The 21,805-nt window shown below is 69.9% G+C and carries 20 protein-coding genes; 11 read left to right on the top strand and 9 right to left on the bottom strand.

The annotated features are described in order from the left end of the window. Window positions 1–32 precede the first annotated feature (32 nt). Window positions 33–1,583, top strand: coding sequence for a Rieske 2Fe-2S domain-containing protein (locus Aco03nite_RS18085; RefSeq protein WP_203796537.1), 1,551 nt, complete (start codon window positions 33–35; stop codon window positions 1,581–1,583). Here the strand turns inward: Aco03nite_RS18085 and Aco03nite_RS18080 are convergent. Together Aco03nite_RS18080 and Aco03nite_RS18075 are read right to left on the bottom strand one after the other, a co-directional pair. Then, entirely contained in the window at window positions 1,580–3,133 is a 1,554-nt protein-coding gene (locus Aco03nite_RS18080; RefSeq protein ID WP_203796536.1) for a phytoene desaturase family protein, read from the bottom strand. The two genes, Aco03nite_RS18085 and Aco03nite_RS18080, sit on opposite strands and share 4 nt — an antisense overlap. An 11-nt stretch (window positions 3,134–3,144) precedes the next feature. Beyond that, complete coding sequence (locus Aco03nite_RS18075) at window positions 3,145–3,951, bottom strand: YhjD/YihY/BrkB family envelope integrity protein (RefSeq protein ID WP_203796535.1); 807 nt, start codon at window positions 3,949–3,951, stop codon at window positions 3,145–3,147. Between the two features lie 47 nt (window positions 3,952–3,998). On the opposite strand from Aco03nite_RS18075, the gene dxr reads away from it, so the two are divergent. From dxr to ispG, 3 genes are read left to right on the top strand one after another with little or no spacing between them, the layout of a single operon-like run. Continuing rightward, entirely contained in the window at window positions 3,999–5,201 is a 1,203-nt protein-coding gene (dxr, locus tag Aco03nite_RS18070) for a 1-deoxy-D-xylulose-5-phosphate reductoisomerase (protein ID WP_203796549.1), read from the top strand. Then, a complete protein-coding gene (locus tag Aco03nite_RS18065; protein WP_203796534.1) occupies window positions 5,201–6,460 on the top strand; it encodes a M50 family metallopeptidase in 1,260 nt (419 codons plus the stop codon). Before dxr ends, Aco03nite_RS18065 begins: the two co-directional genes overlap by 1 nt. 8 nt (window positions 6,461–6,468) lie before the next feature. Then, window positions 6,469–7,641 carry a flavodoxin-dependent (E)-4-hydroxy-3-methylbut-2-enyl-diphosphate synthase gene (gene ispG, locus Aco03nite_RS18060; RefSeq protein ID WP_203796533.1) on the top strand — a complete coding sequence of 391 codons (1,173 nt, stop codon included), beginning with the start codon at window positions 6,469–6,471 and terminating at the stop codon, window positions 7,639–7,641. 62 nt (window positions 7,642–7,703) lie between these two features. Here the strand turns inward: ispG and Aco03nite_RS18055 are convergent, their stop codons facing one another. Further along, complete coding sequence (locus Aco03nite_RS18055; RefSeq protein ID WP_203796532.1) at window positions 7,704–8,543, bottom strand: GNAT family N-acetyltransferase; 840 nt, start codon at window positions 8,541–8,543, stop codon at window positions 7,704–7,706. A 123-nt stretch (window positions 8,544–8,666) separates the two neighbouring features. Here Aco03nite_RS18055 and Aco03nite_RS18050 point away from each other — a divergent pair, with 123 nt between their 5' ends. Further along, complete coding sequence (locus Aco03nite_RS18050) at window positions 8,667–9,266, top strand: PadR family transcriptional regulator (protein ID WP_203796531.1); 600 nt, start codon at window positions 8,667–8,669, stop codon at window positions 9,264–9,266. Window positions 9,267–9,335: 69 nt separating this feature from the next. Here Aco03nite_RS18050 and Aco03nite_RS18045 read toward each other — a convergent pair whose 3' ends face one another. The 6 genes from Aco03nite_RS18045 to Aco03nite_RS18020 all read right to left on the bottom strand — a co-directional run bounded on the left by Aco03nite_RS18045 (window position 9,336) and on the right by Aco03nite_RS18020 (window position 14,641). Beyond that, window positions 9,336–10,325, bottom strand: coding sequence for an LLM class F420-dependent oxidoreductase (locus tag Aco03nite_RS18045; protein WP_239145243.1), 990 nt, complete (start codon window positions 10,323–10,325; stop codon window positions 9,336–9,338). Window positions 10,326–10,399: 74 nt separating this feature from the next. Then, window positions 10,400–11,464, bottom strand: coding sequence for an ABC transporter permease (locus Aco03nite_RS18040; RefSeq protein WP_203796530.1), 1,065 nt, complete (start codon window positions 11,462–11,464; stop codon window positions 10,400–10,402). After that, window positions 11,461–12,354 (bottom strand): ABC transporter ATP-binding protein, encoded by an 894-nt coding sequence (locus Aco03nite_RS18035; RefSeq protein WP_203796529.1) that lies wholly within the window; start codon window positions 12,352–12,354, stop codon window positions 11,461–11,463. Before Aco03nite_RS18035 ends, Aco03nite_RS18040 begins: the two co-directional genes overlap by 4 nt. A gap of 49 nt (window positions 12,355–12,403) precedes the next feature. Beyond that, on the bottom strand, window positions 12,404–13,057 hold the full coding sequence (locus tag Aco03nite_RS18030) for a response regulator (protein ID WP_203796528.1): 654 nt from the start codon (window positions 13,055–13,057) through the stop codon (window positions 12,404–12,406). Further along, window positions 13,054–14,292, bottom strand: coding sequence for a sensor histidine kinase (locus Aco03nite_RS18025; RefSeq protein ID WP_203796527.1), 1,239 nt, complete (start codon window positions 14,290–14,292; stop codon window positions 13,054–13,056). Before Aco03nite_RS18025 ends, Aco03nite_RS18030 begins: the two co-directional genes overlap by 4 nt. A gap of 22 nt (window positions 14,293–14,314) precedes the next feature. Then, on the bottom strand, window positions 14,315–14,641 hold the full coding sequence (locus tag Aco03nite_RS18020) for a MerR family transcriptional regulator (protein ID WP_203796526.1): 327 nt from the start codon (window positions 14,639–14,641) through the stop codon (window positions 14,315–14,317). Window positions 14,642–15,229: 588 nt separating this feature from the next. On the opposite strand from Aco03nite_RS18020, the gene Aco03nite_RS18015 reads away from it, so the two are divergent. The 6 genes from Aco03nite_RS18015 to Aco03nite_RS17990 form a co-directional block, all read left to right on the top strand. Further along, the gene (locus Aco03nite_RS18015) at window positions 15,230–16,726 is read left to right on the top strand and encodes an amino acid permease (protein WP_203796525.1); all 1,497 of its coding nucleotides are present in this window, start codon (window positions 15,230–15,232) and stop codon (window positions 16,724–16,726) included. A 12-nt stretch (window positions 16,727–16,738) separates the two neighbouring features. Beyond that, a complete protein-coding gene (locus Aco03nite_RS18010; RefSeq protein WP_203796524.1) occupies window positions 16,739–18,085 on the top strand; it encodes a glutamine synthetase family protein in 1,347 nt (448 codons plus the stop codon). A gap of 16 nt (window positions 18,086–18,101) precedes the next feature. Beyond that, window positions 18,102–19,463: an aldehyde dehydrogenase family protein gene (locus Aco03nite_RS18005; RefSeq protein ID WP_203796523.1), complete on the top strand. Its 1,362-nt coding sequence runs from the start codon at window positions 18,102–18,104 to the stop codon at window positions 19,461–19,463. Further along, entirely contained in the window at window positions 19,464–20,228 is a 765-nt protein-coding gene (locus Aco03nite_RS18000; RefSeq protein ID WP_203796522.1) for a 3-oxoacyl-ACP reductase, read from the top strand. It begins immediately after the preceding gene. 170 nt (window positions 20,229–20,398) lie between these two features. Further along, window positions 20,399–21,094 (top strand): gamma-glutamyl-gamma-aminobutyrate hydrolase family protein, encoded by a 696-nt coding sequence (locus tag Aco03nite_RS17995; protein ID WP_203796521.1) that lies wholly within the window; start codon window positions 20,399–20,401, stop codon window positions 21,092–21,094. A gap of 23 nt (window positions 21,095–21,117) precedes the next feature. After that, on the top strand, window positions 21,118–21,805 hold a 688-nt coding region (locus Aco03nite_RS17990), incomplete at its 3' end, for a gamma-glutamyl-gamma-aminobutyrate hydrolase family protein (protein WP_203796547.1).

Below are 21,805 nucleotides of genomic sequence, written 5' to 3'. Positions count from 1 at the left end.
AGGTTAGGAAGCCGCAAGCGAAGGAGCTACAAGTGCGGATCACCGGCACCGGCCATGCGAGCATGCGGATCGACACCGCTGCAGGCAGCATTCTGTGCGATCCGTGGGTCAACCCTGCGTTCTTCGCCTCGTGGTTTCCGTTCCCGGACAACTCCCTGCTCGACTGGGAGACCCTCGGTGACGTCGACTATCTGTACGTGTCCCACCTGCACCGGGACCATTTCGACGCGGTGCACCTGAAGAAATACATCAACAAGAAGGCCACCGTCCTGCTGCCGGAGTACCCGACCTCCCAGCTCGAGGACGAGCTGCGTGATCTCGGCTTCACCAGCTTCCTGCGGACCAAGTCGGACGAGGTGCACGAGCTCGACGGCGGTCTGAAGGTGATGATCCAGGCGCTGATCAGCCCGACCGACGGCCCGATCGGTGACTCGTCACTGTGGGTGGAGCACGACGGCATCCGGGTGCTGAACCAGAACGACGCCCGCCCGTCCGACCTGTCCCGCTTCAACGAGCTGGGTCACGTGCACGCGCACATGCTGCAGTTCTCCGGCGCGATCTGGTACCCGATGGTCTACGAGCTGCCGCAGAACGCGAAGACCGCGTTCGGCAAGCAGAAGCGGGAGCGCCAGTTCGACCGCACCTGGCGTTACATCGACGACCTGAAGGCGGACTTCGTCTTTCCGATCGCCGGCCCGCCGTGTTTCCTCGACGACGAGCTGTGGCAGTTCAACGACATCCACGGCGACGAGGGCAACATCTTCCCGGACCAGTCGGTGTTCATGACCGAGTACGCGAAGGTCGGCGGCACCAACGGGGTCGTGCAGCTGCCGGGCAGTGTGACGGTGCTGACCGACGGCGGCACGAAGCAGACCACCACCCACCCGACGCCTGTCGACGAGTTCTTCGCGAACAAGAAGCAGCACCTGGAGGAGATGCGGGAGCGCAAGCGCCCGGTCATCGAGGCGGAGAAGGCGTCCTGGCGGCACCCCGAGGTCGACGTCCTGGGTGAGCTGAAGAAGCGGATCGAGCCGCTGCTCGAAGAGTCGATCTTCATGGCCAAGGGCGTCGGCGGTCCGGTCCGGTTCGACCTGGTCTCCTACGACGGCGACGAGGTCGAGTCGATCGTGGTGGACTTCCCGGGCAAGCAGGTCCGGGCGTACGCCGACGAGAAGGTCCGCTACCGCTTCCGCACCCAGCGCGAGCTGATCGAGCACCTCATCTTCATCGACGAGGGCGACTGGGTGAACTCGCTGTTCCTCTCCTGCCGCTTCTCCGCGGCCCGGATCGGGCAGTACAACGAGTTCGTCTACGCGTTCTTCAAGTGCCTCTCCGAGGAGCGGCTGCAGTACGCCGAGGGCTGGTACGACGAGCACGAGAAGGCCGTCGACGCCGAGGACACCGAGTTCGGTGACTGGACCGTCCAGCGGCGCTGCCCGCACCTGAAGGCCGACCTGTCCCGCTTCGGGATCCTCGACGGCAACACCCTGACCTGCCAGCTGCACGGCTGGAAGTTCGACCTGCCCAGCGGCCGCTGCCTGACCAGCGTCGGCCACAAGATCCGCGCCGAGAAGAAGGCCTAGCGGCCCAGGTCCGTCAGGATGCGGCGGGCCGCGTTGTGGCCCGCCGCGCCGATCACGCTGCCGGCCGGGTGTGCTCCGGCCGAGCCGTGATAGAGCCCGTCGAGCCCGGTGGCGTACGGCATCCGCTGATCGAACGCGACGGTGTTGTCGACGTGGTGGATGTGCCCGCCGGTGATCCCGAAGTGCTTCTCGATCCCGGGCGGCGTGAGCGGGAACACGTCGGCGACCAGGTCCGAGGTGCCGGGCGCGTACCTGTCACAGATGGCGAGCAGCCGTTCCACGTACCCGCCGAGGGATTGATCCCACGACGAACCCGCCGGCTGGTAGGGAACCGATTGCACGAAGAGCGCCGAGGAATGGTGTCCGGCCTCGTCGCGCAGCGACGGGTCGACGGTGGTGTGCAGGTACCACTCGATCGTCGGTTCGGCCGGCAGCCGCCCGGCCTGCACGTCCGCCCACATCGCCCGCAGGTTCGCCATCGGCGACCCGTCCCCGGGCAGCAGGTGGATCGTCGACCCGAACGGTGACGGCGCCCCGGCCGGCAGGCAGGGGAAGGCCGGCAGGTCCCGCAGCGCGAGGTTGACCTTGAGGGTGGTGCCGGGGCGCTTGACCGCCGCCATCCGCTCGGTGAGCGCCGGGGGCAGAGAACGTTCCGGCACAAGATCCATCAGCTGGTACGGGTCACAGCCGCCCAGCACCACCCGGGCCGACACCGTCCGCCCGTCGGCGAGCACCACTCCACCGGCGGCCCCGCCGTCCACTGTCACCGACGTCACCCGGGCATCGGTGTACAGCCGGGCTCCGGCGGCCCGCGCCGCGTCGGCGAAGACCCGTGACACGGTGCCCATCCCGCCCTCGGCGATCAGCCACGTCCCGTCCGACCCGGGCAGCCGGCACATGTTGTGCACCAGGAAGTTGTGCCCGGTCCCGGGATCGTCCGGCCCCGCGTTCAGCCCGGACAGCCCGTCGGTCACCGCGTACATCGCGGTCAGCAGTTCGCTCTTGAACCCGAACCGGGCCAGGTAGTCGGCGACCGAGCCACGGACCAGGTCGAGGAACGTGCTCTGCAGCGGCGGCCGGATGTGCCGTTCGGCGATCTCCTCGACCGGCAGCGGCTCCTGGAGCCAGGACGGCGCCAGATCGGACCGCAGCGCGCCGATCTCGATGGCCAGGGCCTCGTCGGCGCGGGCGTCCCGGTCGTCCAGTTGGGCGCGGTTGGCCTCGGCGTCACTACCGAAGAGCAGGTACGGCGCACCCGGCCCGGCCCCGGGCAGGAAGTAGTGCGGATCACGTCGCAGCGTCGGGATCCGCACGTCCAGGGTGCGCAGCAGCTCGGGCGGCATCAGCCCGAGCAGGTAGGAGCCGGTGGACTGGCCGAGACCGGGCACCTTGGCGAACGGGTGCTCGGTGCGGGTGGCGCCGCCGAGCGTGCCGGCGGCCTCGAGCACGACGACGTCGAGCCCGGCGCGGGCGAGCAGGATCGCGGAGACCAGAGCGTTGTGACCGGCCCCGATGATCACCACGTCGGAACGGTCCGGAATGGGGGTCATGTACCGGGACGCTACCCCTCCGTGATCGATACCAACCTCGGTGAATCGTCCGTTGACGGAGACTTCACGGCGTGCGTCACAGCGAAACCGGCCAGTAACACAGTGTGCAGCAGGTAGAGCCACAGGCCGATCGCCACCGTCGCGCCGACTTCAGTGAACCCGCCGAACGGCACCCCCAGATCCAGCGGGAACGAGCAGAACAGCACCGCGCCGTGCAGGAACCCGGCCAGGTTCGCGGCGGTGAACGAACCGATCAGCACGGTGGGCAGCCACGATGGGCGGCCCGGGGCCACGTACCGGAACACCCAGATCACCATCGGGGTCAGCACCAGCCAGCAGGACAGGAACGACAGCACCACGGCCAGCACCGACCACCAGCCGCCGCGCAGCCACAGCCCGCTGGTCGTCGGCAGCGCCAGGAACAGCGCGAGCAGCAGAGCCGGCGCCGCGGCCAGCAGCGGCAGCCAGGCCAGCCGGCCACGCCAGCCGGTCAGCCGGTCGGACGGTGCCGACAGCGAGGCGAAGGCACGGCGCAGGCCCTCCCCGTACAACGTCGCCGGGAGAAGGCTGGCCAGCGCGAACAGTGGGGTGAGCGCCAACCCGGCGTCGATCAGCGCGCCCAGCGCGCGCGGAGCGCCGATCTCGTCCGGCAGCGCCGCGAGCGTCAGCCCGGTCAGGCGCCGGACCCGGTCCTCGCCGACCGTCAGCCCGGTCAGCCAGATCGCCAGCAGGGCGGCCGGGATCAGCGCGATCCCGCTGTAGAACGTGATGGCCGCGGCGTGCAGGGCGACGTCTTTTCCCCGCAGGAGTCGGAACATGGGGTGGTCATACCCGCGGTCGTCCCGTCGTGCACCAGCAGGGGAAGATGTGCGGTATGCGTGACCTCGTACTGCTCGGCTCCACCGGGTCCATCGGGACCCAGGCCATCGACATAGTCCGCCGCAACCCGGACCGGTTCCGGGTGGTGGCCCTCGGCGCGGGCGGCGGCAACGTCGGACTGCTCGCCGCCCAGGCCCTGGAACTGGGCGTCGAGGTGGTCGGGGTGGCCCGCGCCTCGGTCACCCAGGATCTCCAGCTGGCCTTCTACGCGGAGGCACAGAAGCGCGGCTGGGCCAGCGGCGACTTCAAACTGCCCAAGATCGTGGCCGGGCCGGACGCGATGACCGAGCTGGCCCGCTGGCCCTGTGACGTCGTGCTCAACGGCGTCGTCGGCAGCCTCGGCCTGGCGCCCACCCTCGCGGCTCTCCAGGAGGGCCGGATCCTGGCGCTGGCGAACAAGGAGTCCCTGGTCGCTGGGGGCCCGCTGGTTCGGCGGATCGCCAAGCCGGGGCAGATCGTCCCGGTCGACTCGGAGCACTCGGCGCTGGCCCAGTGCCTGCGCGGCGGCACGGCGGCCGAGGTCCGGCGGCTGGTGCTGACCGCGAGCGGCGGGGCGTTCCGGGGCCGCCGGCGCGAGGAGTTGACGAACGTCACTCCCGAGGAGGCGCTCAAGCACCCGACCTGGGACATGGGCCCGGTCGTCACGATCAACTCGGCCACCATGGTCAACAAGGCGCTCGAGGTGATCGAGGCGCACGAGCTGTTCGACGTGCCGTACGACGACATCGAGGTCATGGTCCACCCGCAGTCGGTGATCCACTCGATGGTGGAGTTCACCGACGGCTCGACCCTGGCCCAGGCCAGCCCGCCGGACATGCGGCTGCCGATCGCGCTCGCGCTGGCCTGGCCGGACCGGGTGCCGGAAGCGGCCGCGGCGGTCGACTGGACGCAGGCGCACAACTGGGAGTTCCGTCCGCTCGACGACGAGGCGTTCCCGGCGGTGCGGCTGGCCAAGGCGGCCGGGCGGGCCGGACGCTGCCGCCCGGCGATCTTCAACGCCGCGAACGAGGAGTGTGTGGCCGCTTTCGTGTCCGGTCGGCTACCTTTCTTGGGCATCGTCGACACCCTGGAACGTGTGCTTGCCGCGGCCCCTGATTTCGCGGAGCCGGGTACCGTCGATGACGTGCTTGCCGCCGAGGCGTGGGCGCGGGCCCAGGCACAGCGGACAATTGAGGCTGAAGGAGCCTGATGCTTTTCTGGCTGGGTGCGGGTGCCTTCGCGCTGACCATCTTGATCTCGGTGAGTCTCCACGAGCTGGGTCACATGATCACCGGCAAGCGCTTCGGAATGAAGGTCACCAAATACTTCGTCGGCTTCGGGCCGACGATCTTCTCGTTCACCCGGGGCGAGACCGAGTACGGACTGAAACTGATCCCCCTCGGCGGCTTCTGCAAGATCGTCGGCATGACGCCGCAGGACGACGACGTCGCCCCCGAGGACCAGCACCGCGCCATGTGGCGGTTCCCGGTCTGGAAGCGGACCGTCGTGATGGCGGCCGGCTCGATCGCCCACTTCCTGCTCGCCCTCACCGGCGCCTGGGCGATGGCCTGGAGCATCGGCCTGCCCAACATCGACCTGCCGCAGAATGCGGAGCAGCAGCGGGCCGCCCCCGCGATGATCTACGTCGCGGACTGCATCCGCACCTCGCTGAGCGACACCGCCACCGACTGCGTGCCCGGCCAGGGCAGCGCCGCGGCGGCCCCGGCGAAGGCGGCCGGGCTGCAGACCGGTGACGTGATCACCAAGGTCGGCGCCACCGCGGTGACCAACTACGGCCAGCTCACCGACGCCATCCGGGCCACCCCGGCCGGCCCGACGCCGTTCGAGTACGTCCGGGCGGGCCAGACCGGCACCGCGACGGTCGACCTGGTCAGCGCCGAACGGCGCCCGCTGGACGACCCGAACGGCGCGATCTCCCAGGTCTCGGTCGCCGGTGTGAGCTGGGAGACCGACCAGCCCACCGTCATCGAATACAATCCGCTGACCGCGATCCCCGCCGCCGGGCAGTTCAACTGGTACCTGGTGGAGAACTCGTTCAAGGCGATGGCCCGGATCCCGGAGAAGGTCCCCGCCCTGTGGAATTCGATCACCGGTGACGTGCGCGACCCGGAGACCCCGATCAGCGTCGTCGGGGCCAGCCGGATCGGCGGCGAGGCCATCGAGAAGGGCGTGCCCGAGGTCTTCTGGCAGGTCTTCATCTCGCTGAACGTGTTCATCGGCATCTTCAACCTGTTGCCGCTCCTCCCGGTCGACGGCGGGCACATCGCCATCGCCTGGTTCGAAGCGGCACGATCGTGGCTCTACAAGCGTTTCCGCCGTCCCGACCCGGGCCGGGTGGACTACTACAAGTTGATGCCCGTGACCTATGCGGTCATCCTGATCGGTGGTGCGTTCACCCTGTTGACCGTCACCGCTGACATCATCAACCCAATCTCGATCTTCAAGTGAGTAGTGAGATGACTGCGATCAGTCTCGGAATGCCGGCCGTACCTCCGCCGCCGCTTGCTCCCCGGCGGCAGAGTCGCCAGATCAACGTCGGGGGAGTGCTCGTCGGCGGCGGTGCCCCGGTCAGTGTCCAGTCGATGACCACCACGCTCACCTCCGACGTCAACTCCACGCTCCAGCAGATCGCCGAGCTGACCGCCTCCGGCTGCCAGATCGTCCGGGTCGCGGTGCCGTCCCAGGACGACGTCGAGGCGCTGCCCGCGATCGCCAAGAAGTCCCAGCTCCCGGTGATCGCCGACATCCACTTCCAGCCGAAGTACGTGTTCGCCGCGATCGACGCCGGCTGTGCCGCGGTCCGGGTCAACCCGGGCAACATCCGGCAGTTCGACGACAAGGTCAAGGAGATCGCGAAGGCGGCGGGCGACGCCGGCATCCCGATCCGGATCGGCGTCAACGCGGGCTCGCTGGACAAGCGCCTGCTGGAGAAGTACGGCAAGGCCACCGCCGAGGCGCTTGTCGAGTCGGCGCTGTGGGAGTGCTCACTGTTCGAGGAGCACGGGTTCCGGGACATCAAGATCTCGGTCAAGCACAACGACCCGGTCGTGATGATCCGGGCGTACCGGCAGCTCGCCGAGCAGTGCGACTACCCGCTGCACCTCGGCGTGACCGAGGCCGGCCCGGCGTTCCAGGGCACCATCAAGAGCGCCGTCGCGTTCGGCGCCCTGCTCGCCGAGGGCATCGGCGACACCATCCGGGTGTCGCTGTCCGCCCCGCCGGTCGAGGAGATCAAGGTCGGCAACCAGATCCTGGAGTCGCTGGGTCTGCGGGAGCGGGGCCTGGAGATCGTGTCCTGCCCGTCCTGCGGTCGTGCGCAGGTCGACGTCTACACGCTCGCCGAGCAGGTCACCGCGGCCCTCGACGGGTTCCCGGTGCCGCTGCGGGTGGCCGTGATGGGCTGTGTCGTCAACGGTCCCGGCGAGGCTCGCGAGGCCGACCTGGGTGTGGCGTCCGGCAACGGCAAGGGCCAGATCTTCGTCAAGGGCAAGGTCATCAAGACCGTGCCGGAGTCGATCATCGTGGAGACCCTGGTCGAGGAGGCGCTGCGCCTCGCCGACGAGATGGGCGCGGAGCTGCCCGACGAGCTGCGGGAGCTGCTCCCCGGCCCGGTCGTGACCGTCCACTGACGTTTCGCTGAGGGGTCCGGTCCTCGGGGGCCGGGCCTCTCGGAACAGAGGGGCCGGGCCCCTCAGAACAGGATCGTGGCGAAGCTGCCGGCCGAGACGAAGCCGCAGTTCGCGTACACCCGGCGGGCCGGGGTGTTGTAGTCGTTCACGTAGAGGCTGACCGTGGGCGCCACCCGCCGCAGCGCGTCCGCCGCCACCGCCGCCATCGCGCTGGTCGCCAGCCCGTGCCCGCGATAGTCCGGGTGGACCCAGACGCCCTGCACCTGCGTGGTGCGCCGGGTCACGATCGCCAGCTCGGCCTTGAAGATCACCAGGTCACCGTCGAATTTCGCGTACGCCCGGCGCGCCTTCACCAGCTCCGCGATCCGCCGCCGGTAGCCGCGCCCGTTGTCGTCCTGCAACGGTGAGACGCCGACCTCCTCGGTGTACATCGCCACCGCCGCCGGAAACAGCTGATCCACCTCGCCGGACCGGACCAGGCGCACCCCCGGGTCGGGGCGGACCAGCGGATCCCGGTCGGTGACCAGCAGTGGCTGATGGGGCCGCACCTCGCGGGCCGGGCCCCAGTTGCCGCCCAGCCGGTCCCACAGGTCGAGCACCGCCTCGGACCGGCCGATGATCGACGAACAGATCCGTGGCTCGGCCCCGAGCAGATCGGCGAAGGCCGCGGTCGCCGCCGGAGTCGCGCCGACCGGCACCAGATGCGCGCCGGACCAGATCAGCGACTCGATGTGCCGCGCCGGCTCGTAGCCGTAGATCCGGCCGTCGGAACGCCACCAGTTCAGTCCGTGAGCGGCCACGCGCTCCGCTATCTGGGCGCCCGCATAGGGATCGGCGTCGAGGATTCGCTCGACGGCCGCGCGCTCGGGCTCACCGAGCTGGCGAATGGGCACCGTCAACACAGATACCAGATTGCCAGATGGCGGCCCCTCGACACGTACCGCAACCCATCGTTCCCAGAAACCCTTGCGGCCGACACGTTGCCGATATATCGTCTAACTATCGACGACAGAACGGAGAAGATCATGAGGCACACTCATGGACACCACCCGCACGAAGGTTTCGAGGGCTTCGGTGGATTCCGCCGGCGCGGCTTCGGCTTCCCGCCCGGATTCCCCTTCGGCCCCGGTGGCCCGGGCGGCCCGGGGCCGGATTTCGGCGGCCGGGGCGGCCCACGACGAGGCCGCGGCGGCCGGCAGAATGTCCGGCCCGCCATCCTGGCGCTGCTCGTGGAGCGCCCGATGCACGGCTACGAGATGATCCAGGAGCTCGACTCCCGCACCGGCGGCATCTGGCGCCCGAGCCCCGGCTCGGTCTACCCGACGCTCCAGCTGCTGGAGGACGAGGGCCTGATCGAGGTCACCGCCGAGGGCGGCCGCAAGAGCTACCGCCTCACCGAGGACGGGCGGCCCGAGGCCGAGACCGCGGCACAGAACCCGCCGTGGGCCCAGATCGGTGAGGACACCATGTCCCAGGTGCAGGATTTCCGCGACGCGGCGGTCGGCATCATGGGCGCGCTCAAGCAGGTCGGCTTCAGCGGCAACGCGGAGCAGCGGCAGAAGGCGCTGGAGATCCTCAACGAGACCAAGCGCAAGCTCTACGCGATTCTCGCCGAAAGCGAGTGAGGCAGGCGCGGCACGAGGCGCACCCGGAGGTTCCGGGTGCGCCTCTTTTCCATTTGCTGGTACGCGGGGTCAGGCCGCCGGGTGTCCCAGTGCGCCGATCAGGTCCAGCAGTGCCGGAAGGCCGCCGGAGGTCAGCTCGGGTGTCGGCATCAGCGCCATGACCGGGATCGTCACGCCCGCGTCGGCGTAGGCCCGTACCCGCGCCCGGCACTGCTCCGGCGAACCGTGCACGATCAGTTCGTCGACCAGACTGTCCGGGATGGCGGCCAGCGCGCCCTTGCGATCACCGGACTCCCAGGCCGCCCACATCGGCGCGAGCCTGTCGGACCGGCCCAGCCAGCGGTGGAAGGCGGCGTAGGCGGGCACCGTCAGGTACGACGTGATCAGCCGGCGGCCGATGGTCCGGGCGTACCCGGCGTCCTCGGTCGGCACGATGAAGATCCGGGTGGCCACCTCGAAATCCGGGCCGGCCTCCTTCGTCTCGGCCAGGGCGGTGCTCACGTCGGCGGCGGACAGCCAGTTCAGGATCACCCCGTCGGCCTCGGCGGCGGCCAGCCGGAGCATGCCGGGACGCAGCGCCGCCAGCATGATCCGCGGCGGGACCGCGGGCGGGCGCTCCAGCCGGAACCGGCGTACCGAAAAGGTGTCGAAATCGCCGTCCACCAGCTCACCGGCGAGGGCCGGGCGCAGGAACCGGAGCACGTCCCGGCTGCGGGCGAACGGTTTACCGAACTCGACCGCGTTCCAATCCCCGACCACCACCGGTGACGACGCCCCGATCCCGAGCTGGAACCGGCCGGGCGCCGCCTCGGCCAGCGCGGCGGCGGTCATCGCGAGCAGCCCGGGCCCGCGGGTGAAGACCGGGGCGATCGCGGTACCGAGCCGGAGCCGCGGCTCCCAGGCGGCGGCCAGCGTCAGCGGGGTGAACCCGTCGGTGCCGTTGACCTCGGCCGACCAGGCGTCGGTGAAACCCGCATCGGCCAGCGCCGTGAAGACGGTGGCGTGCTCGGCGAGCGGAACGCCACTGAACGGCACGGTCATGCCCCATCGCATCGACATGACCACGATCCTGCCCTCGATACGAACGTGATGTCCACCACCTGGCTGAGGTCGCTGCCCCGGAAGGAACCGGATCAGACCGTGCTGCGGGTCCGCCAGGCGGCCAGGAACGAGGTCTTGCCGTTGGTCCGCAGCAGCGAACCCTGGTAGACCCGGGCACCGACCAGGAGCATGCCGATCGCGCTGACCACCAGGACCGCCAGGGCCAGGAACGGTTCCCACGCGGCCGCGTCGTTCTCGAAGATCCGGATCGGCATGGCCATCGCGGCGGAGAACGGGAAGTACGACAGCGCGGTCAGCACCGCGTCGTTGTCCCGCATGAAGATCACCGCGAAGAACGGGATCAGGATCAGCATCTGCACGGTTCCGGTGGTGCTGCCCAGGTCCTCCTGCCGGGCGGCCAGCGCGCCGACCGCGGCCCAGACGGTGGCGAGCATGATGAAACCGAGGGCGAAGAACGGCAGGAACCAGCCGAGGGCCGGCCGGATGGCGTCGATCACCCCGGAGTCGAGACCGGCCACCCGGGTGCCGATCAGCGCGATCACCACCAGCAGGGCCATCTGGGCGAAGGCCAGCACGGTGATCGCGGCGACCTTGCCGGCCAGCAGGGCCCGCACCGGGATGCTGGCGACCAGGATCTCGACGATCCGGGTCTGCTTCTCCTCCACCACACTCTGCGAGATCTGGATGCCGAACAGCATCGAGGTGATGTAGCAGAGCATGGCGAGAGCCAGCGGCACGAGCGTCGCGAGGACCGGGTCGAAGGGCTGCGCCTGCAGCAGCTCGACCGGCGGGAGTGTGCTCAGCGCGTCGAGCACCTCGTCCGGCGCCTCCTCCAGGGCCAGCACCCGCGGCCCGGGCAGCACCGCGGCCGCCACGTCGCCGTCGCGGACCAACCGCTCGGCGGCCGCCGCGTCGGTGGCCTCGACCACCTCCAGAGCGGCGGCGCCCAGCACCGGGGCGGAGGTGCCGCCGACCACCGCGACCCGGGTCGGGCCGCCGTTGAGCATGGCCGGGATGGCGATCGACCCGATCAGGACGACCAGGAACGACACGGTGCTGAAGATGAACGCCTTGTCCCGGAGCTTGGCCGTCAGCTCGCGGGCGAAGACCAGCCGGGCGGCCTGGAACGTGGTCACTGGATCACCTCGTGGAAGATCTCGGCGAGCGTGGGGCGCACCGGGGCGAAGGCCCGCACCGGGCCACGGGCCAGGGCGGACCGGAGCACCGTCTGATCGTCGGCGCCCGGGGTCAGGTCGAAGACGGCGTGCGCGCCGTCCAGTTCGGTCAGGGTCACGCCCGGCTCGTCGCGCAGCCAGCCGGCGTCACCGTCCACCTCGATCCGGTACCGGGGCAGGGTGTACTGCTCGCGCAGCGTGGCCCGCGGCCCGGCGGCCCGGATCGTGCCGTCCGCGATGATCACCAGGTCGTCGCAGAGACGCTCGACGAGCTCCAGCTGGTGGCTGGAGAAGAGCACCGCGGCGCCGGCCCGGGCCCGCTCCCGGAGCACGGCCAGCACCTTCTCCACCGCGATCGGGTCGAGACCGGAGAACGGCTCGTCCAGCACCAGCAGCTCCGGGTCGTGCACCAGGGCCGCGGCGATCTGGGCCCGCTGCTGGTTGCCGAGCGACAGTTTCTCCACCGTCTCGCCGGCCCGCTCGGTCAGTTCCAGCCGCTCCAGCAGGGCGGTGGTGCGCTGCCTGGCGTCGGCGGCGCTCAGGCCGTGCAACCGGCCCAGGTAGACGATCTGCTCGCCGACGGTCATCTTCGGATAGAGCCCGCGCTCCTCCGGCATGTATCCGAAACTCTGCCGGGCGGCCCGGGTGACCGGGGCGCCGCGCCAGCTCACCGTGCCGCTGTCGGCGCCGAGCACACCCAGGACGATCCGCATGGTGGTGGTCTTGCCGGCACCGTTCGCGCCGACGAAGCCGGTCAGCCGGCCGGTGCCCACCGAGAACGACACGTCCTTGAGGACCTGGCGCTCCCCGAAGGACCGGTTCACGGCCTCCACGTTCAGGACGGTTGTCATGCGTCCACGCTATTGATCGACGGACCCGGTGTCGTCCGGCTCGGGGATGTCATCCTCCAGGAGGACCCGGGACCACCACCCCCATTTCGTACGCCAGGACCACCGCCTGCGCGCGGTCCCGTGCCCCGATCTTCGTCAGCACCCGGCTGACGTGGGTCTTCACGGTCGCCTCGCCGAGCCGCAGCGCCACCGCGATCTCCGCGTTGGTGGCCCCGGCGGCGAGCAGCTCCAGCACCTCGTGCTCGCGCGGGGTGAGCTGATCGAGGCGGACACCGGGGGTGCCGGGAGCGGAGAAGGAGGCGATCACCCGGCGGGTCACGGCCGGGGCGAGCAGGGCCTCACCCGCGGCGATCACCCGTACCGCCTCGGTGAGGGCCTCCGGGGTGCCGTTCTTGAGCAGGAAACCACTGGCCCCGGCCCGGAGCGCGGCGAACAGATAGTCGTCACGGTCGAACGTGGTCAGGATCAGCACCGACGGGCCGCCCCCGGCCGCGATCCGCCGGGTCGCCTCCAGACCGTCCATGCCGGGCATCTCGACGTCCATCAGCACCACGTCGGGGCGCAGCCGCAGCGCCATCTCGACCGCCTCGGCGCCGTCGGCGGCCTCCCCGGCCACCACGATGTCGTCCTCCATCTCGAGGATGACCCGGAAGCCGGTACGGACCAGCCGCTGATCGTCCACGAGCAGCACGCTGACGCTCACGCGGGCACCCCGGTCTGGTACGGGAACCGGGCGCGGACCCGGTAGCCGCCGTCCGGATGCGGGCCGTGGGTGAGCGTCCCGTCGTGCACGGACACCCGCTCGCGCATGCCGACCAGGCCCATCCCGCCGGCCGCGGCGGAACCTCCCCGTCCGTCGTCGGTGACGTCCAGTTCCAGTTCCCCGTTCAGGTAACGGACCCGGACGTCGAGCGTACGGGCGTGGGCGTGTTTGAGGGTGTTGGTCACCGCCTCCTGGACGATCCGGTAGACGGCCTGGGAGAGCGACTCGGGCAGCGGCACCGGCTCACCGTAGACGGCGAACTCCACGGTCAGCCCGGCCTCCCGGGCCCGGTCGGTGATCTCCGGCAGCCGGTCGACGCCGACCTTCTCGACGGTCGCCGGCTCGGCCTCCCCGGAGCGCAGGGCGCCGAGCATCCGGCGCAGCTCGTCGACGGCGGTGCGGGCGCCCTCCTCGACCGCGGACAGTGCGGTCCGGGCCCGGACCGGGTCCTTGTCCAGGGCCCGGCGGGCGGCGGACGCCTGGATGCCCATCACCGACACGTGGTGGGCGACCACGTCGTGCAGTTCCCGGGCGATCCGGACCCGCTCGCCGAGGACGGCGCGCTCGGCGGCCAGGGCCTGCGCGGCCCGCAGCTCCGCGGCCTGTTCCTCCAGCTCGTGGCGGCGGCGGACACCATTCCAGACGGCGTCCCCCATCAGGTGACAGAAGGCGAAGAAACCGGCGTTGACCACCAGGACGTTCATCGTCAGCGAGGCGGCTACCGCCGGTTCCGGAAGCGGGCCGCCGAACACCAGGACGGCGAGGGTGATCCAGACCAGCGCGAAGCCGACCAGGCCCAGGCGCAGGTTCCGGGAGACGGCGCGGTTCCGGCCCCACGCGCCGAGCGTGTAGATCGCCGCGAACAGGACACCAGTGGTGATCTGCAGCTCCTGGATGCCCCGTTGCCGGCTGACCAGCAGGGCGAGTGCCACGGTGATGGCCACCGCCTCCGGGTACCGCCGCCGGACGGTCAGCGGCAGGGTGATGGCGAGCACCCACACGACCTGCTCCCACAGCGCGACGGCGGGGACGAAGTCGAAGATCCCGCCACCGCGGGAGAGGAAGAGGTTGATCACGGCGACGGCGGCCACGGCCAGCCCGGTCCACACGTCGATGCGGCGCTGACGTGCGGTCGGGCCGGGGCGTCGCCATTCGTCGGGGGTCACCGATGGCATGCGGTGACCATACGCACGGTTCTCAGGATCGTCGCGTCTGCGTGGGAATCGTCGCGTCCTCGTCCGGCTGCACCCGGCCGCCCAGGTCACGGATGTGCTGGTGGGCGGCGGACAGCCGGTCCTCCAGGGTGACGATCCGGCAGGCCGCGCCCAGCAGGAAACCCTGGTCGAGCAGGAGCCGGACCCGGGCCGCCAGGTCGAGCTGATGACGCGAATAACGGCGATGGCCGCCGGCCGACCGCTCCGGCTCGATCAGCCCGGCCTCGTCGAGGCTGCGCAGAAAAGCCGCCGTCACACCGATCGTCTCGGCGGCGCGGCCCATGCTGAACACGGGACTGTCTCGGTCCATGCCACCTATCTAGACACAGGCCAGGGCCCCGGCGGGTAACCGGGGCCCTGGCTTTTCAATTCTGTGTGGCCGGCTCAGACCGGCTCATGGGTCGACAGGCTGCGTGCCGCTAGCAGTCGACCAGAGTTGGGCATCAGCTGCGATCACCTCGCGTCGGGTCGGGGACGTCTTGATTACGCGTTGCTGCGGTATCTCGTCCTCCTTCTCCAACTCAGCGACTGTGCCAGTTGCGCTGTCGGCCGTGACCGACAAACCAAATGTAGGCCGGTCCCGCCGAAATTTCTAGTGTCGCCGCTGTAGATTTTTTCCGGAAAAGTCAGACTGACCTGCATGAATGCTTCGAGGAAGGTGCGGCGGAGCGGGGCGGGCGCTTGATCCTTGAGAGAGGTGACCGCGCCCCGCGCCGCCGCGGGAGGGGTGTCCACTGGCGATCCTGCCGAGGGGTCGCCCGTGACTCAAGGCTCGCACCGGGTCGCCGGCGCGGCAACGCAATTAACGCTGCGCATTGACTGCCGTAACACGGCGGAGCGATCATGAGCCCAGCAGTGGCTCAGGTCACAGTCCTACGTGGGTAGAGGGGCAACCTCGATGAGCACCGACGAAGAACGACTCGCCCAACTCGGCTACAAGCAGGAACTCCACCGCCGGCTCTCCGGCTTCTCCAACTTCGCCGTCTCCTTCTCGATCATCTCGATCCTGGCCGGCGCGATCACCTCGTACGGCATCGCCATGAAGGCCGGTGGCCCGGTCGCGATCACCCTGGGCTGGCTCTTCGTCGGCATCATGGTCACCTTCGTGGCCCTGGCCATGGCCGAGGTGTGCTCGGCCTACCCGACCGCGGGCGCCCTCTACTGGTGGGCCGCCGCGCTGGCCAAGAAGAACAAACCCGCCTGGGCCTGGTTCGTCGGCTGGTTCAACTTCCTCGGCGAGGTGGCCGTCACCGCGGCCATCGACTTCGGCGCGGCGATCACCACCGCGGCGTTCCTCAGCCTGACCTTCGGGCTGGAGGTGACGGCGCTGTCCACCTTCCTGATCTTCCTGGTCATCATCGTCGTGCACGGGCTGCTGAACACGTTCGGCGTCAACCTGGTGCGGGTGCTGTCCGACGTCAGCGCCTGGTGGCACCTGGTCGGCGTGGCGGTCATCGTCGGCATCCTCGCCGTCGTCCCGGACCAGCACAAACCCATCTCCGAGGTGTTCACCGAGGTCTACAACGCCACCGGCTTCACGTTCGCCGGGGCGGGGATCTACGCGGTGCTGATGGGTCTGCTCATGGCGCAGTACACGTACACCGGCTACGACGCGTCCGCGCACGTCGCCGAGGAGACCCACGACGCGGCCAACGCGGCGCCGCGCGGCATCGTGCTGTCGGTGGTCGTCTCGGTGATCGCCGGTTTCATCCTGCTGGTCGCGATCACCTGGTCCATCCAGGATTACGAGGGCGCGCTGGGCACCGAGCTCGGGCTGCCCCCGGCGCAGATCTTCATCGACGCGGTCGGCAAGGACCTGGGTGTCTTCCTGCTCTTCATCTGCATGGTCGCGCAGTGGTTCTGCGGGATGGCGTCGGTCACCGCCAACTCCCGGATGTCCTACGCCTTCGCCCGTGACGACGCCATCCCCGGCTCGCGGATCTGGAAGAAGGTCAACCCCCGGACCGGTACGCCGACCAACTCGATCTGGCTGTGCGTGACCCTGTCCACGATCCTGGTGCTGCCGTCGCTGTGGAACACGGTGGCCTACTTCGCCGCCACCTCGATCGCGGTGATCGGCCTCTACATCGCCTACGTCGGCCCGGTCCTGCTGCGCCGGCTCAGCCCGGACTTCGAGCCCGGCCCGTGGAATCTGGGTAAGTGGAGCGCTCCGATCGGGTGGATCGCGATCGTCTGGGTAGGGATCATCTGCGTCCTCTTCGTACTTCCGCCCGCCTCGCCGATCACCGCCGAGACGTTCAACTACACGATCGTCGCCGTGGCGGTGGTGCTCGGGGCGGCCACGATCTGGTGGTTCGCCAGCGCCCGGAAGTGGTTCACGGGCCCGAAGCAGAACCTGCTGGAGAAGGCGCACCACGGCGAGCCCACCGACTGATAGGACTGAACAATGGATCTCGAGGAGCTCGACGTCTCCGTCGACAACGGCAGCATCGACACCGTGCTACTGGCCCTGACCGACATGCAGGGCCGCCTGCAGGGCAAACGCCTGCACGGGCGGTTCTTCCTGGACGAGGTGGTGTCCGGCGGCAGCGAGGGGTGCAACTACCTGCTCGCCGTCGACGTGGACATGAACACCGTCGACGGGTACGACATGTCCTCCTGGTCCACCGGTTACGGCGACTTCGTGATGAAGCCCGACTTCAGCACGCTGCGCAAGGTGCCGTGGCAGCCCGGCACCGCGATCGTGCTGGCCGACCTGCTGGACACCGCCGGTCAGCCGGTGCCGGCCTCACCCCGGCAGATCCTGCGCCGCCAGCTGGACCGGCTGGCGGCGCACGGGCTGACCGCCTACGCCGGGACCGAGCTGGAGTTCGTGCTCTACAAGGACAGCTACGAGCAGGCGTTCACCAAGGGCTACCGGGATCTGACCCCCGCCAACCAGTACAACGTGGACTACTCGCTGCTCGGCACCGCCCGGGTGGAGCCGCTGCTGCGCCGGATCCGCAACGAGATGTACGGCGCCGGCCTGGTCCCGGAGAGCGCCAAGGGCGAGTGCAACCTCGGTCAGCACGAGATCGCCTTCCGTTACGCCGACGCGTTGACCAGCGCCGACAACCACGTGATCTACAAGAACGGGGCCAAGGAGATCGCCGCCCAGGAGGGGATGGCGCTCACCTTCATGGCCAAGCCCAACGAGCGGGAGGGCAACTCCTGCCACATCCACTTCTCGCTGCGCGGCGAGGACGGCAGATCCGCGATGCTCGGTGACGGGCCGGCCCATCTGAGCGTGACCGGGCAGCGGGTGCTGGCCGGGCTGCTGGCCACCATGCGCGAGTTCAGCCTGCTCTTCGCGCCGAACATCAACTCGTACAAGCGCTATCAGCCCGGTTCGTTCGCGCCGACCGCGCTGCGCTGGGGTGTCGACAACCGCACCTGCGCGCTGCGGATCGCCGGGCACGGGCAGGGCATGCGGGTGGAGAACCGGGTGCCGGGCGGGGACGTCAACCCGTACCTGGCGATCGCCGCCCTGGTCGCCGGGGCGCTGCACGGGATCGAGAACGAGCTGACGCTGGAGGACGAGTTCGCCGGCAACGCCTACCTGGACGAGACCGCCGGGCGAGTGCCCGGGACGCTGCGGGACGCGACCGACCTGTGGACGGCCAGCGGGGTGGCGGAAGCGGCGTTCGGCGCCGACGTGGTGGCCCACTACGCCAACATGGGACGGGTGGAGCTGGCGGCCTACGACGCCGCGGTCACCGACTGGGAACTCCGTCGTGGCTTCGAGCGCCTCTGAGTGTGAGGATCTTGTGGTGGCGACTACAGAGGTGATCGACCCGTCGACGGGGGAGGTCTTCACGACCGTACCGTCGCTGGGTCCGGAAGAGACCGACCTGGCGATCGACCGTGCGCAGGCGGCCTTCGGTGAGTGGCGGCGGGTCTCGCCCGGGGATCGGGCGCGGTTGCTGCGCCGCTTCGCGGACAAGGTCGAGGACAACATCGAAGACCTGGCCCGGCTTGAGGTACGCAACGCCGGGCACACGATCGGGAACGCTCGCTGGGAGGCGGGCAACGTCCGGGACGTGCTGAACTACTACGCGGGCGCGCCGGAGCGGCTGTCCGGGCGGCAGATCCCGGTGGCCGGCGGGGTCGACGTCACGTTCCACGAGCCGCTCGGCGTGGTCGGGATCATCGTGCCGTGGAACTTCCCGATGCCGATCGCCGGCTGGGGGTTCGCGCCCGCGCTGGCGGCCGGCAACACGGTGGTGCTCAAGCCGGCCGAGCTGACCCCGCTGACCGCGATCCGGCTCGGCGAGCTGGCCCTGGAAGCGGGGCTGCCGGAGGGCGTGTTCCAGGTGCTGCCCGGCAAGGGGAGCGTGGTCGGGCAGCGGTTCGTCACCCACCCGGCGGTCCGGAAGGTGTGTTTCACCGGCTCCACCGAGGTCGGCAAGTCGATCATGGCGGGCTGTGCCGACCAGGTGAAACGGGTGACGCTGGAGCTGGGTGGCAAGAGCGCCAACATCATCTTCGCGGACAGCGATCTTGACGCTGCTGCTGCCGCCGCACCCGGTGCCGTCTTCGACAATGCCGGTCAGGACTGCTGCGCCCGGTCACGGGTGCTCGTGGAAGCCTCGGTGTACGAGAAGTTCCTCGGGCTGTTCGAGACGGCCGTACAGAAATTTCGGGTCTTGGATCCTAAAAGCGATTTATCTGAAATGGGCCCACTGATCTCTTCCGGACAGCGCGCCACGGTTGCGTCCTACCTGGACGGGGCGGATGTGGCCTTCCGGGGGTCGGTGCCATCGGGGGACGGCTGGTGGTTCCCGCCGACCGTGCTGCTGGCCTCGTCGAACAAGGATCGGCACTGGCGCGAGGAGATCTTCGGGCCGGTGGTCAGCGTGCTGCCGTTCCGGGACGAAGCCGAGGCGATCGCGCTGGCCAACGACACCGAGTACGGGTTGTCCGGCTCGATCTGGACCCGGGACGTGGGCCGTGCGCTGCGCGTCTCCCGGGCGGTGGAGACCGGCGCGCTGAGCGTCAACAGCAACTCCTCGGTGCGCTACTGGACGCCGTTCGGTGGCATGAAACAGTCCGGCCTGGGCCGCGAGCTCGGACCGGACGCCCTGTTGTCCTTCACCGACGTGAAGAACGTGTTCATCTCGACGGGAGATTGAGTGGAACGCTTGCAGGACCGGGTCGCCGTGATCACCGGCGCCGGCAGTGGAATCGGCCTGGCCACCGCGCGGCGGTTCGCCGCGGAAGGCGCCACCGTGGTGGCCGTCGACATCTCCGAGGACGCGGGCAGAGCCGTGGCGCAGGAGGTCGGCGGCGAGTTCGTGGCCTGTGACGTCAGCGACGAGGAGCAGGTCAAGGCCCTCTTCGACGGCGTCGCGGAACGGCACGGCCGGGTCGACATCGCCTTCAACAACGCCGGCATCTCGCCGCCCGACGACGACTCGATCCTGGTCACCGGACTGGACGCGTGGGAACGCGTTCTCAAGGTCAACACCACGAGCGTGTTCTTCTGCTGCAAGTACGCCATCCCGCACATGCAGCGGCAGGGCAAGGGCTCGATCATCAACACCGCGTCGTTCGTCGCCCTGCTCGGGGCGGCCACGTCGCAGATCGCCTACACCGCCAGCAAGGGCGGTGTGCTGGCGATGACCCGGGAGCTGGGTGTCCAGTTCGCCCGCGAGGGCATCCGGATCAACGCGCTCTGTCCCGGCCCGGTCGCCACCCCGCTGCTGATGGAGCTCTTCGCCAAGGATCCGGAGCGGGCCGCCCGCCGGCTGGTGCACGTCCCGATGGGCCGGTTCGCCGAACCGGAGGAGATCGCCGCCGCGGTGGCGTTCCTGGCGAGTGACGACGCGTCGTTCATGACCGCCTCCCAGTTCGTCGTCGACGGCGGGATCACCGGGGCGTACGTAACTCCGCTCTGAAAGGTTTGACGACCCGCTACGGTGGGGAAGGAACCCTGTACGCCCAGTTCAACAGGTGTAAGGGTCGAATCCCCGCCGGCGCGGTCCAGCCCCCGCGTAGGTGGGACAGATGGGCCCGTGACGCGGCGCCGGTCCTCCCGGCGCCGCGCGCCTGTGACTACGGTGGTGCGATGCGTCCGATCATCGGCATAACGTCCTACGTGCTCCCCGCAAGTTGGGGAGTCTGGGTCGATCTCCCGACCGCGCTGGTCCCGCACGACTACGCCGAGGCGGTTCGTCTCGCCGGTGGCCGTGCGGTGCTCCTGCCGCCGGACGATCTCGACGCCGACGTGCTGGACCGGCTGGACGGTCTGGTGCTGGCCGGTGGACCCGACGTGCTGCCGTCGCACTACGGGCAGGCCCCCGGGCCGCACACCGTCACCCACGCCGAGCGGGACGCCGGTGAACTGCTGCTGCTGCGTGCCGCCCTCGACCGCGACCTGCCGCTGCTCGGCGTCTGCCGGGGCATGCAGCTGCTCACCGTGGCCGCCGGCGGATCGCTGCACCAGCACCTGCCCGACCTGCTCGGGCACGAGAAACACCGCCCGGCACCGGGCGTCTACGGATCCCAGTCCGCCGGGTTCGCACCCGGCAGCCGGATCGCCGCCCTGATGGGCGACGACACGACCATCAACTGCTTCCACCATCAGGGCGTCGCCGATCCCGGTTCGCTCACCGTCACCGGATGGGCCTCCGACGGCCTGCCCGAGGCGGTCGAGGACCCGGAGCGGCGTTTTGTGCTCGGTGTGCAGTGGCATCCCGAGGTGGCCCGCGACCGGCGGCTCTTCGGGGCCCTGGTGGCGGCGGCCTCGGAGGAGAACTCTTGACCAGGACCAGACCCCTGATCGGCATGACCGCGTACGCCGAACAGGTCAAGCACGGCCGGAACGATCTGCTCGCCGGAATGCTGCCGATGAACTACGTGAAGGCGGTGCACGCCGTCGGCGGCCGGGCGGTGCTGATCACCCCGGACGACCCCGGCACCGACGTCCTCGACGCGCTCGACGGCATCGTCTTCTGCGGCGGCGGCGACATCGACCCGGCGCACTGGGGCGCACCCCAGCACCCGGCCACCGAGATCGACGGCCCCCGGGACGCCTCCGAGCTGCTGCTGATGCGTGCCGCGCTCGACGCCGACCTGCCGACCCTCGGGGTCTGCCGGGGGCTGCAGCTGATGGCCGTGGCCACCGGCGGCTCGCTGCACCAGCACCTGCCGGAGCTGATCGGGCACGACCGGCACCGCGCCGCGGCCGGTACCGACCCGCTCGCCGCCGGGGCGTCCGACTACGGCCGGCACGACGTGGTGATCGACGAGGGCACCCTGGCGCACCGGGTGCTCGGCCGGTCCCTGACCGTCAACTCGTTCCACCACCAGGCGATCGCCGATCCGGGCGAGTTCACCCCGGTCGGCTGGTGCCCGGACGACCGGGTGATCGAGATCGTCGAGCATCCCGGCCGGGCCTTCGCCCTGGGCGTGCAGTGGCATCCGGAGCGCACCAGCGATCTCCGGGTGTTCGCGGCGCTGGTGGAGGCGTCGG

Source organism: Actinoplanes couchii (genome assembly GCF_016862075.1).
Taxonomy (GTDB): domain Bacteria; phylum Actinomycetota; class Actinomycetes; order Mycobacteriales; family Micromonosporaceae; genus Actinoplanes; species Actinoplanes couchii.
Note: the sequence above shows the minus strand (reverse complement) of the source record. Positions and strands in the feature narration are given on the sequence as shown.

What these genes read in the sequence shown, in the direction of transcription:
- Aco03nite_RS18080 (WP_203796536.1), bottom strand. Translation starts at nt 3,133, where the DNA reads ATGACCCCCATTCCGGACCGTTCCGACGTGGTGATCATCGGGGCCGGT.
- Aco03nite_RS18075 (WP_203796535.1), bottom strand. Translation starts at nt 3,951, where the DNA reads ATGTTCCGACTCCTGCGGGGAAAAGACGTCGCCCTGCACGCCGCGGCC.
- dxr (WP_203796549.1), top strand. Translation starts at nt 3,999, where the DNA reads ATGTGCGGTATGCGTGACCTCGTACTGCTCGGCTCCACCGGGTCCATC.
- Aco03nite_RS18065 (WP_203796534.1), top strand. Translation starts at nt 5,201, where the DNA reads ATGCTTTTCTGGCTGGGTGCGGGTGCCTTCGCGCTGACCATCTTGATC.
- ispG (WP_203796533.1), top strand. Translation starts at nt 6,469, where the DNA reads ATGACTGCGATCAGTCTCGGAATGCCGGCCGTACCTCCGCCGCCGCTT.
- Aco03nite_RS18050 (WP_203796531.1), top strand. Translation starts at nt 8,667, where the DNA reads ATGAGGCACACTCATGGACACCACCCGCACGAAGGTTTCGAGGGCTTC.
- Aco03nite_RS18045 (WP_239145243.1), bottom strand. Translation starts at nt 10,325, where the DNA reads ATGTCGATGCGATGGGGCATGACCGTGCCGTTCAGTGGCGTTCCGCTC.
- Aco03nite_RS18035 (WP_203796529.1), bottom strand. Translation starts at nt 12,354, where the DNA reads ATGACAACCGTCCTGAACGTGGAGGCCGTGAACCGGTCCTTCGGGGAG.
- Aco03nite_RS18025 (WP_203796527.1), bottom strand. Translation starts at nt 14,292, where the DNA reads ATGCCATCGGTGACCCCCGACGAATGGCGACGCCCCGGCCCGACCGCA.
- Aco03nite_RS18020 (WP_203796526.1), bottom strand. Translation starts at nt 14,641, where the DNA reads ATGGACCGAGACAGTCCCGTGTTCAGCATGGGCCGCGCCGCCGAGACG.
- Aco03nite_RS18015 (WP_203796525.1), top strand. Translation starts at nt 15,230, where the DNA reads ATGAGCACCGACGAAGAACGACTCGCCCAACTCGGCTACAAGCAGGAA.
- Aco03nite_RS18010 (WP_203796524.1), top strand. Translation starts at nt 16,739, where the DNA reads ATGGATCTCGAGGAGCTCGACGTCTCCGTCGACAACGGCAGCATCGAC.
- Aco03nite_RS17995 (WP_203796521.1), top strand. Translation starts at nt 20,399, where the DNA reads ATGCGTCCGATCATCGGCATAACGTCCTACGTGCTCCCCGCAAGTTGG.